Source organism: Pseudomonas sp. ME-P-057 (assembly GCF_030208975.1).
GTDB classification, from domain to species: domain Bacteria; phylum Pseudomonadota; class Gammaproteobacteria; order Pseudomonadales; family Pseudomonadaceae; genus Aquipseudomonas; species Aquipseudomonas lutea.
The window spans coordinates 20627-36569 of record NZ_JARVSX010000027.1 but is presented as its reverse complement, the minus strand read 5'-3'; the positions used below and the strand labels follow the sequence as shown (position 1 = coordinate 36569).

The following is a 15943-nucleotide window of genomic DNA, read 5'->3' as shown; positions in this document are numbered from 1 at the left end:
CATCTGCCCGCGGGGGGGCCGCACGCCTCTCGATGGGCTGAAAAAGATGTCGGATAATAAAGCATGACCCGCTTGACGGCTAGCGCCGTCGGAGACCCTTGCAATGCCAGATCAAGATGTACGCCTGCAACACCTGAAAGTTTGGCTCGATGAGCAGCTGCCGAGTTTATTCAAGGCCCAGGGCTGGGGCCCAATCCCCCCGGCCACGTTGACTGCCGCCAGTAGCGACGCCAGCTTCCGACGCTATTTTCGTTGGGAGGGTGAGGGCCGAACTTTTATTGTGATGGACGCGCCGCCTCCCCAGGAAAACTGCAAACCCTTCGTCGAGATCGCTCATTTATTGAGCAGCTCGGGCATTAATGTTCCGAAAATTTATGCCGAAGACCTGAATCAGGGTTTCCTTTTGTTGAATGACTTGGGTCGTCAGACCTATCTGGACGTCATCCACGAGAAGAACGCCGATGCGTTGTTCGACGATGCCATCCATGCGCTGCTTGTCTACCAGCAACTGCCGATGGACGCGCCGTTGCCCAGCTATGACGTGGCGCTGTTGCGGCGCGAGCTGGAGCTGTTTCCGGAGTGGTACGTCAAGCGTCACCTGGGCGTCGAGTTCGACCCGGCGCAGCAGGCCAGCTGGCAAGCGGTCAGCGACCTGTTGATCGAGAGCGCGCTGGCCCAGCCAAAGGTTTTGGTACACCGAGATTACATGCCACGCAATTTGATGCTGAGCGAACCGAACCCTGGCGTGCTGGATTTTCAGGACGCCGTATATGGGCCTGTCACCTACGACATCACGTGTCTGTTCAAGGATGCTTTCCTGAGCTGGCCGGAAGATCGTGTAGCCGGCTGGCTTAAGCGGTATTGGGAACAGGCCGCTGCGGCGGGCATCCCGGTGCAGGATGATTTCAATGAATTCCATCGTGCGAGCGATTTGATGGGTGTGCAGCGGCACTTGAAGGTGATCGGTATATTCGCCCGCATTTGCCATCGTGATGGCAAACCACGCTATCTCGCCGATGTGCCGCGCTTCTTCTCTTATATAGAAGCGGTGTTGGCACGACGACCTGAACTGGTCGAGCTGAGTAACCTGCTGACCAGTCTGGGGCAGGCAAAAAAAGATGCTGTCGTATAAGGGACTGTAATTGAAGATTGTCTTGAAGAGGGCGGCATGAAAGCGATGATTCTGGCGGCAGGCAAAGGCGAGCGCCTGCGCCCGCTGACTCTGCACACGCCCAAACCGCTGGTGCGTGCCGGCGGTGTTCCATTAATTGAATATCACCTGCGGGCGATCCGCTCGGCGGGTTTCGCAGACGTTGTCATCAACCATGCGTGGTTGGGCCAGCAGATCGAAGCCCATGTGGCCGACGGCCGTGAGTGGGGGCTCAGTGTCTGTTATTCCGCCGAAGGCGAACCGCTGGAGACAGGGGGCGGGATCTACCGCGCGTTACCGCAGTTGGGCGATGAGCCATTTCTGGTGGTCAACGGCGATATCTGGACCGACTTCGATTTCAGTCGCCTGACCAAGCCAATCAGCGGGCTGGCCCATCTGGTGCTGGTGGACAACCCGCCGCATCACCCCATTGGCGATTTCGCGCTGACCGACGGTCGGGTGCAGGACTCCGCCGCTCAACCGCGTCTGACCTACAGCGGGATCGCGGTGCTGCACCCGCAGCTCTTCGCGGGCTGTGCTGACGGCGCGTTCAAGCTGGCGCCCTTGCTGCGCGACGCCATGGCCAAGGGGTTGGTTACCGGTGAGCATTTTGTCGGGCGGTGGGTGGATGTCGGCACCCACGAACGCCTGGCAGAAGTCGAACAGATGCTGTCGGTGAAATCCTAGATGCTGTGGCCATTCACGGTCGTCGGCGGTGGCGTTGGGTACCTGGTCGCCAGCATTCCCGGCGCCATGCTGGGGGCTCTGCTGGGCCAGGCGCTTGATCGTCGACTGAATTTTCAAAGCTGGGCCGAGATGCGCGAGCGTGCCAATGGCCGCACCGTGCCGCGCGATGACGAGCTGATTTTCATACTGCTGGGTCGCTTGGCGAAGAGCGATGGCCGTGTGTTGGACGCCCACATCCAGCAGGCGCGCGTGGAGATGCGTCGGCTGGACCTCAGCGAGACGGCGCAGCGTCGGGCTATTCAGGCCTTCAACCGAGGCAAGGACGGGCGCGACAACTTGCGGGTGCACCTGACGCGTCTCAAGCCTCAGCCGCATGCCGCCGAAGGGTTGTTGCGGGCCTGCTGGCGTATGGCATGGGCAGATGGAAAGGCAACGCGTGCCGAGCGTGGGTTGATCGTGCAATGGGGCCAGTGGCTGGGTTGGGGGGCAGACAAGGTCGAAGGATTGTCATCGACCGAAGACGCTCAACGGTCCCGCGGTGCGCCCGCCAGCAGTGGCGGCGAATTTCAGGATGCGTTGCGGTTGCTGGGCGTGAAGGCCGACGCCGACCCGGCGCAGATCAAGCGTGCCTATCGTCGACTGCTCAGCCGTCACCACCCGGACAAAATCGCCGGCAGCGGCGCCAACCAGATTCAGGTGCGTGACGCCACTGAAAAAACCCGCGAGCTGCACCACGCCTATGCGTTGATCAGGGACCGACGCGGGTTTCGTTGACCCCGTCATTACCGAGTCTTCGAGGGTGGGCCTGCTCGCGCAGGCCTGTCGCCTTCACAGAACAAACCTGAGGCACGTAGCGCGGGATCGATGTCACTGAGCTTCTAGCCAGCCTCGAACCCGGCGGAACAGCTGATCTTGCTCCATCGCCGGGTTGCCTGGAATGGCGCTCAACGCCACCTGGGTGAAGCGTGCATTTTTGTTTCGCTTGCTGGTGTCCAGTCTGTCCTGGGCTTGCTGGCGCGGGACGGAGCGGTCCTTGTTGACGAAGTCGGCCGTCGGGACTTTTAGCGTTGTCAGCAAGTCCACCAGCGGTGGCGCTTCCTTGCCGGTATCGACGGCCGTGATCATGACCAGGCGTTGAACCGCTGGCGAGGGCCGCTCGCTCATGTAGCGCGCCGCCCAGTACGCGCCGCTGCCGTGGCCAAGGAGGACAATGCTGCGGGCCTTGTTCTGTTGGGCGAACGCAATGGCACTGTCGATCCGGGCGAAAATTTTCTCGGCATTGGCTTTTGCCTGGTCTGCCTGAGCCGCGGCCTGTTCAGCGGCTGCAGCGGCATCCGCCTCAGCGACGGCCGCTGGGTCGGGCGCTTTTACGGCTGCATCTTTGGGTTTGTCACCCGTAGACGGGGTAGCCGGAGCCTCCGCTGCGCGCGCGAAAATCCCGTCGTTGTGAGCGTCCGGCATGCTCAGGCTGAGGCTGGACCACCCGACGTCCGGCAGCTTACGTCGCAGAGGGCCTACTGCATTGGGCCAGTCCGCTGATTCATCGGCACCAGGAACAATAATCACCGCACCTTTGGGCTCTGCGATGTTTGCCGGTTTCCATAACGCCAGAAACGCCTCATCGCCAGCCTGCAACTGCTGCTGCTCTACTGGCGGCACCTGACGCTCCAGCGCCAGCGTGTCTTCCTCACTGCGCGACGGCAAAGCCGCCCGTTCCACCGGCGCGTCGGCGGGTTTTGCGTCTTTGTCCGACGCTGGATCCGCGGCCATCACGAGCTGTGAGCAAGGTAGTATCAGCGTCAGGCACAGCGCAGGAAATATTGCGCGAAATGTGTAGGGCATCGGATATTCCAAAGACCGGAAACTGTTCCGGCAGACTAATGGGTTGACGGCAATTTGTCAGGCCAGGCAATCGGTGCTCCTGTACGAGCGCCCGGCACAGCGCATGATCGGCATGGGGTTCGGGAATATGGAAGCGATGGTTTGAAAATCCATGCGATGTGCCTTCGGGTTATCGGCGATACGTGCGCGCTCTTGATGGGTTTGCTGCTCATCGCGCTGTCGACTTCCACCTTTGCCGCCTCGTCGGGCAGCCAGGCGGACCCGTTAAGCAACGTTCAGCGGGACTGGCTGACACAAAGGGGGCACCTGCGCGTCGGGCTTGTGCTTCAGGCGCCCTATGCCCAGCTCGACCGTCGCGCCCAGCAGCTGTCCGGCGCGAATGTCGACCTCATCAACCTCATGGAAAAGACCTTGCAGGTCGAGCTTTTGTGGCGCAGCTATGCCGATCAGGCCGAGCTCGAAAAAGCCCTCGTCGACGGGCAGATCGATTTTGCGCCGGGCCTGATGCAGACACCCGCCGGCCTGCGGATGTGGCTGTATTCCGACCCTTACATGCGAGTGCCGCAACTGATCGTCGGCGAGCGTGACGGTGTCGGCACCGTTGATCTGGAAAAGCTCGATGCCCAGGTCCGCGTCGCCGTGCGCATGCCCGGGCCCACCGCTGATTACCTGCGCAGCAACTACACCCATCTCAATCTACAGGGGGTGCCGCTGGAGCGTCAGGCGCTGCAGCTGCTGCTTAGCCAGCAGGCGCGCTACGCCGTCATTGATGAAGCGCAGCTCAGTCGGTTGTCCCGTGAGGCAGAGTTTGCCGGGCTCGCCGTGGTCGGGGACATCGGTTTCCCGCAGTTGCTACGCGTGGCTTCCCGGCGCGATGAGCCGCAGCTCGCCGACATTATCAGCCAGGCGTTAAGTGCCATTCCCGCCCGGGACCTTGAGCAGTTGCACACGCAGTGGCTGCAGCCGAAGTACCCTCAGGCAAGCGGCTCGCCAGGACTGTGGAAAAATATCGCGTTGCTGCTGTTGGTCTTGTTCATGGCCAGCGCCGCGATCGTGTTCTGGCAACGCAAGCAACAGCAGCAACTCGAGCAACAACTGCTCGCTGCACGCGACGACATCGCTAAACGCCTGGCGGGCGAGGAGGCGTTGCGCCTGGCGCAGTTTTCCATCGATCAGAGCACCGTCGGCATTCTTTGGGTCAACTGGGACAGCCATGTGCGTTATGCCAATCAGGCGGCTGAGGCCATGTTGGGCTATGCATCGGGTGGAGTAGTGGATCGGCCGCTAATTGATTTCGAGCCTGGCCTGAATATGGACCGCTGGCTCAACCTGTGGAAAACCGCGCGCTCCAGCGACGAAGGGCCGCAGAACTTTGAAAGCAATTGCGTGCGCGCCGATGGCAGCATTCTCCCCGCCGACGTGTCGTTGAGCTTTTTGCGCTTTCGTGAGGCCGAGTACCTGGTGGTGTTCATCACCGACGTCACTGAACGCCGCCGTTCGCTGGCCGCGCTGCAGGAAAGCGAGGCACGCTTGCAGGTGCTGGCCGAGCAATTGCGCGAGCTCTCGGCACATCTGGAGACCGTGCGCGAAGAGGAAAAGGCGCGTATCGCCCGTGAAGTTCATGACGAGCTGGGCCAGATGCTCACCGTGCTCAAGCTCGAAACGTCGATGTGCGAACTGGCCTACGCCGATCTTGACCCCGGCCTTCGCGACCGGTTGAACAGCATGAAGCGCCTGATCGCGCAGTTGTTCCAGTTGGTAAGGGACGTAGCGACCGCGCTGCGCCCACCGATTCTTGATGCGGGCATCGCCTCGGCCATCGAATGGCAGGCGCGGCGTTTCGAGGCGCGTACCCAGATCCCGTGTCTGGTGCAGGTGCCGGACAACCTGCCCAGCCTGCCGGACGCAACGGCCATCGGGTTGTTTCGCATTCTTCAGGAGTCGCTGACCAACGTCATGCGCCATGCAGAGGCGCACACGGTCGAGCTGAATTTGACGCTCAGCGACGGCGTGCTGTGCATGAGCATCGCCGATGACGGCAAGGGCTTCGATCAGCGCGCCGAGCGTCCGGTCTCATTCGGCCTGGTGGGCATGCGCGAGCGGGTGCTGATCATGGGCGGGCAATTGCATCTGGACACCTCGCCCGGAGAAGGCACAACCTTGCGCATCCACATTCCGCTGGAACCGGTCGCTTAGGAGCACGTACATTGATTCGCGTATTGGTTGCAGAAGACCACACCATTGTCCGCGAGGGGATCAAACAGCTGATCGGCCTGGCGAAGGACCTTCAAGTGGTCGGGGAGGCCAGCAATGGCGAGCAGCTGCTGGACGCCTTGCGCCATACACCCTGCGAAGTGGTGCTGCTGGATATCTCGATGCCGGGCGTCAACGGTCTTGAAGCGATCCCCAGGATTCGCGCGTTGAACAACCCGCCTGCGATTCTGGTGCTGTCGATGCACGATGAAGCGCAAATGGCTGCACGTGCCTTGAAGGTCGGGGCCGCCGGATACGCGACCAAGGACAGCGATCCGGCCTTGCTGCTGACGGCGATCCGGCGTGTAGCCGCAGGAGGGCGATACATCGACCCGGACCTGGCAGACCGAATGGTGTTCGAGGTCGGGCTCACCGATCACCGGCCCTTGCATTCGTTGTTGTCCGAGCGCGAGTTTTCAGTGTTCGAACGCCTGGCCCAAGGCGCTAATGTCAACGACATCGCCCAACAACTGGCGTTGAGCAGCAAAACCATCAGCACCCACAAGGCGCGTCTGATGCAGAAGCTGAAAATCACTTCGCTGGCCGAGCTGGTGAAGTATGCGATGGAGCACAAGCTGGTTTGAGATCGGAGGTCTGAAAACGACCTCCTCCGGCGCCTGCGATAACCCTCTCGCCGACAAGTGCGTTCCTACGGACTGACCGCAATCCCCTGTAGGAGTGAGCTTGCTCGCGAAGAGGCCACTTCAGGCGCCGGATCACTTTCAGGCAGCATACCTATCCCCGCCATCTCTGTAGGGCAATCCCTACCCCCAACCTTCCAGCGCACCTAGGCCATTCTCTCCCTGCCCCCGATTTGCGCGACCTGCAGCCTCATCTAGGCTTGATCCCTACGGTGGATCAAACAAAGGTGCGGGCAATGAGCAACGTCGAATCAGGCGCTGGGGCGAGTGATGTTCTGGTCAGCTTTCGTGGTGTGCAAAAGAGCTACGACGGCGAAGCCCTGATCGTCAAAGACCTCAACCTGGATATCTGCAAGGGCGAATTCCTCACCTTGCTCGGGCCGTCCGGCTCCGGCAAGACCACCAGCCTTATGATGCTCGCCGGGTTCGAGACGCCCACCGCTGGCGAGATCCAGCTGGCTGGCCGTTCGATCAACAACGTGCCTCCACACAAGCGCGACATTGGCATGGTGTTTCAGAATTACGCCTTGTTCCCGCACATGACCGTGGCAGAGAACCTTGCCTTCCCGTTGTCGGTGCGGGGCATGAGCAAGACTGACGTTGCCGAAAAGGTAAAACGCGCCCTCGACATGGTGCAGCTCGGTACCTTCGCCCATCGTTATCCCGCCCAGTTATCGGGAGGGCAGCAACAACGTGTGGCGCTGGCGCGCGCGCTGGTGTTTGAGCCTCAGCTGGTGCTGATGGATGAGCCGCTCGGTGCGCTGGACAAACAACTGCGCGAACACATGCAGATGGAAATCAAGCATCTGCACCAGCGCTTGGGCGTAACCGTGGTTTACGTCACCCACGATCAGGGCGAGGCGCTGACCATGTCAGACCGTGTCGCGGTGTTCCATCAGGGCGAAATCCAGCAGATCGCCCCACCGCGCACTCTTTATGAAGAGCCGAAAAACACCTTCGTTGCCAACTTTATCGGCGAGAACAATCGTATCAACGGCACCTTGCTCAGCCAGAGCGGTGACCGTTGCGTGGTGGGCCTGGCTCGCGGCGAAAAGGTTGAGGCGCTGGCCATCAACGTCGGCGCTACGGGAAGCCCGGTGACGCTGTCGATCCGCCCCGAACGCGTGAACCTCAACGGCCGCAGCGAGAGTTGCGTTAACCGGTTTTCGGGGCGCGTGGCCGAATTTATCTACTTGGGTGACCACGTACGGGTGCGTCTGGAAGTGGCCGGTAAAACCGACTTCTTCGTGAAGCAGCCCATCGCGGAGCTCGATCCGGGGCTCAGCGTTGGCGATGTCGTGCCCCTTGGATGGCAGGTCGAGCATGCCCGCGCGCTGGACCCGTTGCTGGATACGCATTGATTCACCCGCCACAGGCGTCACCCGAAGAAAGTCACCCGAAGAAACCAGAGGCGAGCCAATCGCCCCCCAACGCTTAACCATCACAGTTCGTGGAGAGAAAAAATCATGCTCAAGACATTGAAGCTCACCGCCTTATCGGTCGGGATGATGTGCGCGGCGCAAGCCATGGCAGCGGACCTGACCGTCATTTCCTTCGGTGGCGCTAACAAGGCGGCCCAGGAAAAAGCGTTCTATGCGCCGTGGGAAAAGGCCGGCAACGGCAAGATCATTGCGGGCGAATACAACGGTGAGATGGCCAAGGTCAAAGCCATGGTCGACACCAAGAGCGTGACGTGGGACCTGGTTGAAGTTGAGTCGCCAGAACTGTCCCGTGGTTGTGACGAAGACATGTTCGAGTCGCTGGCGTCGGTCGATCTCGGCAACAAGGACAACTACGTCAAAGGCGCAATCTCTGAGTGCGGCGTAGGCTTCTTCGTGTGGTCCACCGTGCTGGCCTACAACGCCGACAAGCTGAAATCTGCACCAACGGGCTGGGCTGATTTCTGGGACACCGAGAAATTCCCGGGCAAGCGTGGCCTGCGCAAGGGCGCCAAGTACACGCTGGAATTCGCGCTGATGGCCGACGGTGTTGCGCCTAAAGACGTTTACAAAGTTCTGGCGACCAAGGAAGGCCAGGACCGCGCCTTCAAGATGCTCGACAAGCTCAAGCCAAGCATCCAGTGGTGGGAAGCGGGCGCACAGCCTCCGCAATACCTGCAGTCTGGCGACGTCGTGATGAGCTCGGCCTATAACGGTCGCATCGCTGCCGTGCAGAAAGAGAGCAACCTGAAAGTGGTCTGGACTGGCGGCGTGTATGACTTCGACGCATGGGCCATTCCGAAGGGCGCCAAAAACGCCGAAGAAGCCAAGAAGTTCATCGCCTACTCGCTCAAGCCCGAGCAGCAAAAGATTTACTCCGAAAACATCGCTTACGGCCCGGCCAACACTGGGGCGGTGCCGCTGTTGAGCGCCGACACGCTGAAAAACATGCCGACCACTCCCGAGAACATCAAGGATCAGGTGCAGATCGACGTGAAATTCTGGGCCGATTTTGGTGAGTCCCTGGAGCAGCGCTTCAACTCTTGGGCCGCCAAATAAGAGCACTGCTCGATAAGCGCTTCGTTGTGAGTTAGATCCGGGTGCGTCGTCTGAACTGTCTGAAACAGGGCAGGGGGCGCGCTCTTTGTCAGAAGATTTCGGAGTTCACTATGGCCATCGCCGTGCCCCTGTCTGAAGGCGCCAGCCCGACCCTGAAGCAACGCCTGGCCCGTGCCGAGCGCGTCAATCGCTGGAAGGCTCAAGCACTGATCGCGCCCTTGGTGATCTTCCTGCTGCTGGTGTTTCTGGTGCCGATTGCGGCGTTGCTCTACAAAAGCGTCAGCAACCCGGAAGTGGTGGGCGGCATGCCGCTGACCGTGGTCGAAGTGGCGAAGTGGGACGGAAAGGGGCTGCCACCTGAGACAGTGTACAAAGCCGCCAGCCAGGATCTTGCCGAAGCACGCAAGAATCAGACGCTGGGCGATCTGTCCAAACGCCTGAATCAGGAACTGGCGGGCTACCGCAGCCTGCTGGCGAAAACCGCCCGCGCCATGCCGTTCAAGGAAGAGCCGACCTCTTACAAGGAAGCGCTGGAAGCCATTGATGAGCGCTGGGGCGACCCTGCGTACTGGCAGGCTATCCGCCGTAATACCTCAAGTTTCACACCTTATTACCTACTGGCCGCTGTCGACCATCGAATCGATGACCTTGGTGAAGTGGCCCCGGCTACACCCGACCAAGCCATATACCTGGACATTTTCGCCCGCACCTTCTGGATGGGCCTGGTGATCACCGTGATTTGCCTGCTGCTGGCCTATCCACTGGCTTACCTGCTGGCCAACCTGCCCGCACGGCAGAGCAACTTGCTGATGATTCTGGTCTTGCTGCCGTTCTGGACGTCCATCCTGGTGCGCGTCGCCGCCTGGATCGTCTTGCTGCAATCGAGCGGTCTGATCAACGGGGCGCTGATGGCGATGGGCATCATCGATAAGCCGCTGGAACTGGTGTTTAACCGGGTCGGCGTTTACATCTCGATGGTGCATATCATGCTGCCCTTCATGATCTTGCCCATCTACAGCGTGATGAAAGGCATCTCGCCGACGTACATGCGTGCGGCGATCTCGCTGGGCTGCAATCCGTTCGCCAGTTTCTGGCGCGTGTACTTCCCGCAGACCTACGCGGGTGTGGGCGCGGGTTGTCTGTTGGTGTTCATCCTTGCCATCGGTTACTACATCACCCCGGCGCTGCTCGGCAGTCCGAACGATCAGATGGTCAGTTACTTCGTCGCGTTCTACACCAACACCAGCATCAACTGGGGCATGGCGACGGCGCTGGGCGGTTTGCTGCTGCTGGCGACGGTTGTGCTGTACCTGATTTATAACTGGCTGGTGGGCGCCAGCCGTCTGCGCCTGAGCTGAGGAGAACGATCATGTTGAGCCCTTATTCCTCGCCCATCGAGCGCATCTGGCATTACACGCTGCGTATCCTGTGTGGATTGATCCTGCTGTTTCTGGTGCTGCCGGTGCTGGTGATCGTGCCGCTGTCGTTCAACTCCGGCAGCTTTCTGGTCTATCCGCTGCAGGGCTTTTCGCTGCACTGGTATCAGGACTTTTTTGGTTCGGCCGAGTGGATGCGCGCGCTGAAAAACAGTTTGATCGTCGCACCCGCTGCCACGGTGCTGGCGATGGGGTTCGGTACATTGGCGGCCATCGGTCTGACCCGCAGCAACTTCCCCGGCAAGGCGCTGGTGATGGCGCTGGTGATTTCGCCAATGGTGGTGCCCGTGGTGATTGTCGGCGTGGCGAGCTACCTGTTTTTTGCGCCGCTGGGACTGGGCAACAGTTATATCTCGCTGATACTGGTACACGCGGTCTTGGGTGTGCCCTTCGTGATCATTACCGTGTCCGCCACATTGCAGGGCTTCAATTACAACCTGGTGCGTGCGGCGGCCAGCCTGGGTGCTTCGCCAACCACGGCGTTTCGTCGCGTGACCCTGCCGCTGATTGCGCCAGGGGTAATCTCCGGAGCGCTGTTTGCTTTTGCCACCTCGTTCGATGAAGTTGTGGTCACGCTGTTCCTCGCAGGGCCAGGGCAGGCGACCTTGCCAAGGCAAATGTTCAGCGGCATCCGCGAAAACCTCAGCCCGACGATTGCCGCTGCGGCGACGCTGCTTATCGGCTTCTCCGTAGTGCTGTTGCTGGTGCTGGAATGGCTGCGCGGTCGCAGCGAGAAACTGCGCACGGCGGTGGAGTGATCACCGCTGACAGTGGACTTGGGAACACGGGTAAAGATTGTGACGCAACATTCGTAGGAGCCGGCTTGCTGGCGAACGCGTCGGGTCAGGCGACTTTATCGTCACTCATGTACCGCGTTCGCCAGCAAGCCGGCTCCTACAGTGGGTTCTCGATCGGTACGTAGTGGTGGGTTAACCGCGCATTCTTCCTCCGCCGCACCACAAAACTGACGCATCCCTCGATCCGGTCTATGTTTGACTCATCGCACGCTGGCCACACGCGGTATGTGCCACGTCTCCAGACACAGAACAAAGGACGAGCCCGATGAGTATCTCTGCCTTCAAAATCGCCAACAAGCTGATCACCGGCGCGGCTGCCATTGAGCAGTTGTCCGCCGAGCTGACGCGGCTCAACGTACAGAACCCGCTGATCGTGACCGACGCGATACTGGTCCAGTCCGGGACAGTCGACCTGGCACTGGCCCAATTGGGCGGGCGACGGTATGGCCTGTTCGATCAGGTCGAGCCGGAACCTGAAATTGCCATCGTCGAAGCCTGCACGCGAGCCTATCGGGAGGGCGGCCATGATGGCCTGATCGGCGTGGGTGGCGGTAGTGCCATTGACATCGCCAAGGGGGTCGCGGCATTCGCAGGCCATGAAGGCAGTCTTGGCGAGTTGTTCGGTGTCGATCTGGTCAAGCGCAAGGGGCCGCCACTGATCGCCATACCGACCACCGCCGGTACAGGGTCGGAGGTCACCAACGTAGCGATCTTTTCGGACAAGCAGGCTCAACTCAAGAAGGGCATCGTCAGCGACTATCTTTTACCGGACGTGGCGCTCGTCAGCCCCTTGATGACACTGACTTGTCCGCGCAGCGTTACGGCGGCCAGTGGGGTAGACGCGCTTGTGCATGCCGTCGAGGCGTACTTGTCGGTCAACGCGTCGCCCATCACCGATGCCATCGCGCTGGGCGCCATCAAGTTGATCGTCAAGGCGCTGCCCAAGGCCTACGCCAATCCCTCCAGCCTGCAGGCGCGAGAAGACATGGCCACCGCCAGCCTCATGGCCGGTATGGCATTCGGCAATGCCGGAGTCGGCGCTGTTCATGCGCTGGCGTATCCACTGGGAGGACGGTTCAATATTGCGCATGGCGTCAGCAACGCACTGCTGCTGCCTTATGTGATGGAGTGGAACAAGCTGGCCTGCGTTGAAAGGATGCGCGACATCGCCGACGCAATGGGCGCCCGCGTCGCCCATCTGAGCGACAGGGACGCCGCCGACCTGGCAGTGAAAGCCATGGCCGATTTGTGCGCTGCGGTGGAGATCCCGTCTGGCTTGCGCAGTTTCAATGTGCCCGAAAACGCGATCCCTGCGATGGCGGAAGAAGCCAGCAAGATCGAGCGCCTGATGCGCAATAATCCGCGGAAGTTGAACGCTGCCGACATCGAGAAAATCTACCGAGCTGCGTATTGATCAGGCGCGCAGACCATCAATCTCAACCGCGACGACGGGCCAGCAACCAGCCCACAGTCAGCGTCAGGCCGGCAAGCACCATCAATGTGGTGCGCGGCCGTTGCTGGGTAAAGGTCGACACTTCGTCCAGCAGATCGCCATACCGTTCCTGCAGCTCACCGGCCGCCTGACGCGCCTTGCCTTCCATCTGCGTGCGCTCATCGCCGGTCAAGTTGCCGAAGACGTCTTGCGCTTTGCCGGCGGCTTGTTCGAGTGCGCCTTTCACTTGTTCGGATTTCATGTATTGCCTCCAAGGGTGGCATCGGTCTTGACGTTAATGCTGCCCCGTCGGGCCAGCTACAACACCAGACTAGAGCCGTTGCGTCGCCCGATGAAGGTGAGTTTGCACCAGACGCACTGGCGCATTTGCATCACTCAACGCTTGCTTTTGCCCTGGCTGGCGAACAGATTTCGCTCCCTGGCCCAGACGATCGCTTCCGCCCGGCTGTGCACGTCGAGCTTGGAGTACACCGTCGCGACGTGGTTGCGAATCGTGTTGAGCGCCAGGTTGAGCCGCGCCGCGATCTCCTTGTCCGCCAGCCCTTCACAGATAAGCCCCAGTACATCCCGCTCGCGAGCGGTCAGGTCGGTGAACGAAGCGCTGGGCAGACGTCGAGTGTTGACCCGTTTGGCATTGGCCAGCTTTTCGATCAGCGTCTGACTGAACCACGAGGCGTCCTGCATCACCGTTTCGATGGCCTCGACCAGCTCCAGCTCCGAACGCTTGCGCTCGGTGATGTCCATCAGCACGAAGAGGTAGCAGGGGCTGTCCTGAATCGTCACCGTGTCAGCGGCCAGTACGCAATCCATCGACTCGCTGCCTTTCTTGCGGACTTTCAGGTCCAGCCCGTCAACACGCCCATTGGTTTCAAGAACGTTGAACAGCTCGGCCATTACCCCGCCATCCTCAATGAAGCCCAGTTCTGCGACGGTCCGGCCAATCAGTTCCTGGGGCGTATAACCCAACGTGTTTAAGAACGCTTCGTTGGCTTCGACGATCTGCTGCCGCTCCGCTGTACACACCAGCGTTGGCACCGGTGTCAGTCTGAATGCCTTGGCAAACCGTTCTTCGCTCTGGCGCAAGGCAGTCTCGGCTTTGCGTCTGGGTTCAAGGTCGGTGAACGAAAACAGCATGCAGTCTTCTTCATTCATGTCCAACGGTTGCCCGGCGACGATGACCAGTTTGGTGCCGCCCTCCGGCAGCTTCAGCTCGGCCTGCATCTGCGGGATGGTTGCACCCTGATTCAGTCGCTCGATGGCGAGGTCCTTGCGCTCGGCATTTTCCAGCACGTCTACCTCGTAGACCGAGCGGCCGATGACGCTTTCCCTCGAATGCCCGGTCATTTCCAGAAAGCCTTGATTGACCTGGATGAAGCGCAGATCGCTCAGCCGACAGATAACGGCGGGAGCGGGGTTGGCGTTGAAGGTCTTTTCAAAGCGCTGCTCGGCGCCGGCCCATTCTGTCGCGTCGGCGAGGATCAGCACCAAGGACTCCGGGGAGCCGGTGCTGTCTTCCAGGACCATGCTACGAACGCGATGCACCCAGCTGCGCTCCTCTTCCTCACCGACCCTGCTGACCTCGATGAGCACATCGCTGAATACTTCGCCGGCGGCGACCCGACTGATCGGATATTGATCAACGTCCAGCGGATGGTTGTTGCGATAACGCAGGGAAAATTTCTCGCGATAGGCCTCGCCGTTGGCCCCCAGCTCGCTGATCTCCTCGACGCCGTGCATCAGCAGCGCCGCTTCATTGGCCCAGATGATGGTCTGGTCTACCTCCACCAGCATCACCCCGTCCGACAGGCCGGAAATGATCTGCTGCAATTGGCGGCGGTTGGTTTCTCTGGCGAGGATGGCCTCGGACATGCGTGTTCTCCTGACGTCTCAATGCGATCGGGCTTCGCTCAGCCGGGCGCTCCACGCTATCGGACCGGCCGGCAAAAACTTAGTGCTGCAGCTTAGTGCAGCGCCGCTCGCCAAGGTCGGTGCGAATGCACCAGACGAAGCGGTGCAAATGCGCCATCACAGACTTCCACGCGCTGATCAAACTGATTTCACGTCCGATCAGACGCGGCAAGCCCGCCCTCGCAGGCTCGCCCTTATCAACGCAGGTGGTGCATATGCACCGCATGTCGGTAGCACGATCATGTGTACCCCTGCACCAGAGGAAATTCTTATGGCTACAACCTACTCAACATCTGCCGCACTGGGCAGCGCTTCTCCATTTCGGGTGTCTTGGGGGTCGGTGTTTGCCGGTGCGGCGATCACGCTGGTCACCTATCTGGTGCTGAGCGTGCTTGGCACGGCGATCGGCGCTGGCGCGCTGGACCCGATGGCCCAAGGGAACCCGTTGAGCGGCTTCGGCAAGGGCGCCGGCGCCTGGCTGTTCATCAGTACGCTGGTGGCGATTGCCGCCGGTGCCTGGGTGTCGGGTCGCACGGCGCCGGACCGTGGCGGCCTGCACGGTTTGCTGAGCTGGACAGTCAGCACGCTGCTCACCACCTGGCTCATCGCATCGCTGGCCGGCTCGCTGGTAGGCACTGCCGGCAACATTGCAGGCAAGGGGCTTTCCATGGCGGCCGATGGCGTCGCTGCTGCCGCACCGGGCGTGGGTCAGAGCATCAAGCAACAACTGGATAAAAACGGCATCAGCCTGGATTGGGACAGCCTGAAATCGCAGCTGGACACCACCCTGAAGCAGTCCGGCAAGCCAGAGCTGGACCCTTCGAAGCTGGATCAGAAAGCTGACGTAGCGGGTGCCGATGCCAAGCAGACAGCAGAGCAGGCCTCCACTGATCCAACCCAGGCGGGCGACCAGTTGAAGCAATGGTTTGATCGCGTGCAGAAAGCGGGCGAACCCGCCTTGAACGCTGCCGACAAAGATGCGCTGGTCAACATCGTGGCCGCTCGCACTGGCAAGAGCAAAGCCGAAGCGCAGCAGATCGTCGATAACTATGCGCAGGCGTATCAGCAAGCAGCCGCGAAAGTTGCAGAGCTGAAAGCGCAGGCTGAGCAACAGGCCCGTGAAGCGGCGGATGTCGCCGCCAAGCACGTCTCCAAAGCGGCGTGGGGTACGTTCTTCATGCTGATCATCGGCGCTGCGCTGAGCTTTGGTCTGGCACGCTATGCCCTGAGCTCGCGTCCTCGCCTGCTGGTCGAGACCGTTTGAGGGTTTCAGCAATC

14 protein-coding genes are annotated in these 15943 nt (G+C 60.7%); 11 read left to right on the top strand and 3 right to left on the bottom strand.

The features are described from left to right. Nucleotides 1-103: 103 nt before the first annotated feature. From QRN48_RS15145 to QRN48_RS15135, 3 genes are read left to right on the top strand one after another with little or no spacing between them, the layout of a single operon-like run. Nucleotides 104-1132 carry an aminoglycoside phosphotransferase family protein gene (locus tag QRN48_RS15145; RefSeq protein ID WP_285351448.1) on the top strand — a complete coding sequence of 343 codons (1029 nt, stop codon included), beginning with the start codon at nt 104-106 and terminating at the stop codon, nt 1130-1132. A gap of 36 nt (nt 1133-1168) precedes the next feature. Continuing rightward, a complete protein-coding gene (murU, locus tag QRN48_RS15140) occupies nt 1169-1837 on the top strand; it encodes an N-acetylmuramate alpha-1-phosphate uridylyltransferase MurU (RefSeq protein ID WP_285351446.1) in 669 nt (222 codons plus the stop codon). Beyond that, nucleotides 1838-2611, top strand: coding sequence for a DnaJ domain-containing protein (locus tag QRN48_RS15135; RefSeq protein WP_285351444.1), 774 nt, complete (start codon nt 1838-1840; stop codon nt 2609-2611). A 93-nt stretch (nt 2612-2704) separates the two neighbouring features. Here QRN48_RS15135 and QRN48_RS15130 read toward each other — a convergent pair whose 3' ends face one another. Next, nucleotides 2705-3679, bottom strand: coding sequence for an alpha/beta hydrolase family protein (locus tag QRN48_RS15130; protein WP_285351442.1), 975 nt, complete (start codon nt 3677-3679; stop codon nt 2705-2707). 156 nt (nt 3680-3835) lie between these two features. Between QRN48_RS15130 and QRN48_RS15125 the strand changes: the two genes are divergently transcribed. The 7 genes from QRN48_RS15125 (at nt 3836) to QRN48_RS15095 (ending at nt 12718) form a co-directional block, all read left to right on the top strand. Beyond that, nucleotides 3836-5875: a PAS domain-containing sensor histidine kinase gene (locus tag QRN48_RS15125; protein WP_285351556.1), complete on the top strand. Its 2040-nt coding sequence runs from the start codon at nt 3836-3838 to the stop codon at nt 5873-5875. 11 nt (nt 5876-5886) lie between these two features. Beyond that, nucleotides 5887-6516, top strand: a complete 630-nt coding sequence (locus QRN48_RS15120) for a response regulator (protein WP_037019163.1) — start codon at nt 5887-5889, stop codon at nt 6514-6516. A 293-nt stretch (nt 6517-6809) separates the two neighbouring features. Next, complete coding sequence (locus tag QRN48_RS15115) at nt 6810-7934, top strand: ABC transporter ATP-binding protein (RefSeq protein WP_037019164.1); 1125 nt, start codon at nt 6810-6812, stop codon at nt 7932-7934. A 105-nt stretch (nt 7935-8039) separates the two neighbouring features. Beyond that, nucleotides 8040-9071, top strand: a complete 1032-nt coding sequence (locus tag QRN48_RS15110; protein ID WP_285351439.1) for a polyamine ABC transporter substrate-binding protein — start codon at nt 8040-8042, stop codon at nt 9069-9071. Between the two features lie 110 nt (nt 9072-9181). Continuing rightward, nucleotides 9182-10429 carry an ABC transporter permease gene (locus QRN48_RS15105; RefSeq protein ID WP_037019167.1) on the top strand — a complete coding sequence of 416 codons (1248 nt, stop codon included), beginning with the start codon at nt 9182-9184 and terminating at the stop codon, nt 10427-10429. Nucleotides 10430-10440: 11 nt separating this feature from the next. Next, nucleotides 10441-11265 carry an ABC transporter permease gene (locus QRN48_RS15100; protein ID WP_191944536.1) on the top strand — a complete coding sequence of 275 codons (825 nt, stop codon included), beginning with the start codon at nt 10441-10443 and terminating at the stop codon, nt 11263-11265. A gap of 304 nt (nt 11266-11569) precedes the next feature. After that, the gene (locus tag QRN48_RS15095; protein ID WP_285351436.1) at nt 11570-12718 is read left to right on the top strand and encodes an iron-containing alcohol dehydrogenase; all 1149 of its coding nucleotides are present in this window, start codon (nt 11570-11572) and stop codon (nt 12716-12718) included. Between the two features lie 22 nt (nt 12719-12740). On the opposite strand, the gene QRN48_RS15090 is transcribed toward QRN48_RS15095, so the two are convergent. Both QRN48_RS15090 and QRN48_RS15085 read right to left on the bottom strand, forming a co-directional pair. Then, nucleotides 12741-12998: a CsbD family protein gene (locus QRN48_RS15090; protein ID WP_285351433.1), complete on the bottom strand. Its 258-nt coding sequence runs from the start codon at nt 12996-12998 to the stop codon at nt 12741-12743. 134 nt (nt 12999-13132) lie between these two features. Continuing rightward, nucleotides 13133-14626 (bottom strand): helix-turn-helix transcriptional regulator, encoded by a 1494-nt coding sequence (locus QRN48_RS15085; RefSeq protein WP_285351431.1) that lies wholly within the window; start codon nt 14624-14626, stop codon nt 13133-13135. Between the two features lie 310 nt (nt 14627-14936). Here QRN48_RS15085 and QRN48_RS15080 point away from each other — a divergent pair, with 310 nt between their 5' ends. Further along, complete coding sequence (locus QRN48_RS15080) at nt 14937-15929, top strand: hypothetical protein (protein ID WP_285351429.1); 993 nt, start codon at nt 14937-14939, stop codon at nt 15927-15929. Nucleotides 15930-15943: the final 14 nt, after the last annotated feature.

Excerpts from the sequence above, each read along its gene's own strand:
- QRN48_RS15145 (WP_285351448.1), top strand. The coding sequence starts at position 104 with ATGCCAGATCAAGATGTACGCCTGCAACACCTGAAAGTTTGGCTCGAT.
- murU (WP_285351446.1), top strand. The coding sequence starts at position 1,169 with ATGAAAGCGATGATTCTGGCGGCAGGCAAAGGCGAGCGCCTGCGCCCG.
- QRN48_RS15135 (WP_285351444.1), top strand. The coding sequence starts at position 1,838 with ATGCTGTGGCCATTCACGGTCGTCGGCGGTGGCGTTGGGTACCTGGTC.
- QRN48_RS15130 (WP_285351442.1), bottom strand. The coding sequence starts at position 3,679 with ATGCCCTACACATTTCGCGCAATATTTCCTGCGCTGTGCCTGACGCTG.
- QRN48_RS15125 (WP_285351556.1), top strand. The coding sequence starts at position 3,836 with ATGTGCCTTCGGGTTATCGGCGATACGTGCGCGCTCTTGATGGGTTTG.
- QRN48_RS15115 (WP_037019164.1), top strand. The coding sequence starts at position 6,810 with ATGAGCAACGTCGAATCAGGCGCTGGGGCGAGTGATGTTCTGGTCAGC.
- QRN48_RS15110 (WP_285351439.1), top strand. The coding sequence starts at position 8,040 with ATGCTCAAGACATTGAAGCTCACCGCCTTATCGGTCGGGATGATGTGC.
- QRN48_RS15105 (WP_037019167.1), top strand. The coding sequence starts at position 9,182 with ATGGCCATCGCCGTGCCCCTGTCTGAAGGCGCCAGCCCGACCCTGAAG.
- QRN48_RS15100 (WP_191944536.1), top strand. The coding sequence starts at position 10,441 with ATGTTGAGCCCTTATTCCTCGCCCATCGAGCGCATCTGGCATTACACG.
- QRN48_RS15095 (WP_285351436.1), top strand. The coding sequence starts at position 11,570 with ATGAGTATCTCTGCCTTCAAAATCGCCAACAAGCTGATCACCGGCGCG.
- QRN48_RS15090 (WP_285351433.1), bottom strand. The coding sequence starts at position 12,998 with ATGAAATCCGAACAAGTGAAAGGCGCACTCGAACAAGCCGCCGGCAAA.
- QRN48_RS15085 (WP_285351431.1), bottom strand. The coding sequence starts at position 14,626 with ATGTCCGAGGCCATCCTCGCCAGAGAAACCAACCGCCGCCAATTGCAG.
- QRN48_RS15080 (WP_285351429.1), top strand. The coding sequence starts at position 14,937 with ATGGCTACAACCTACTCAACATCTGCCGCACTGGGCAGCGCTTCTCCA.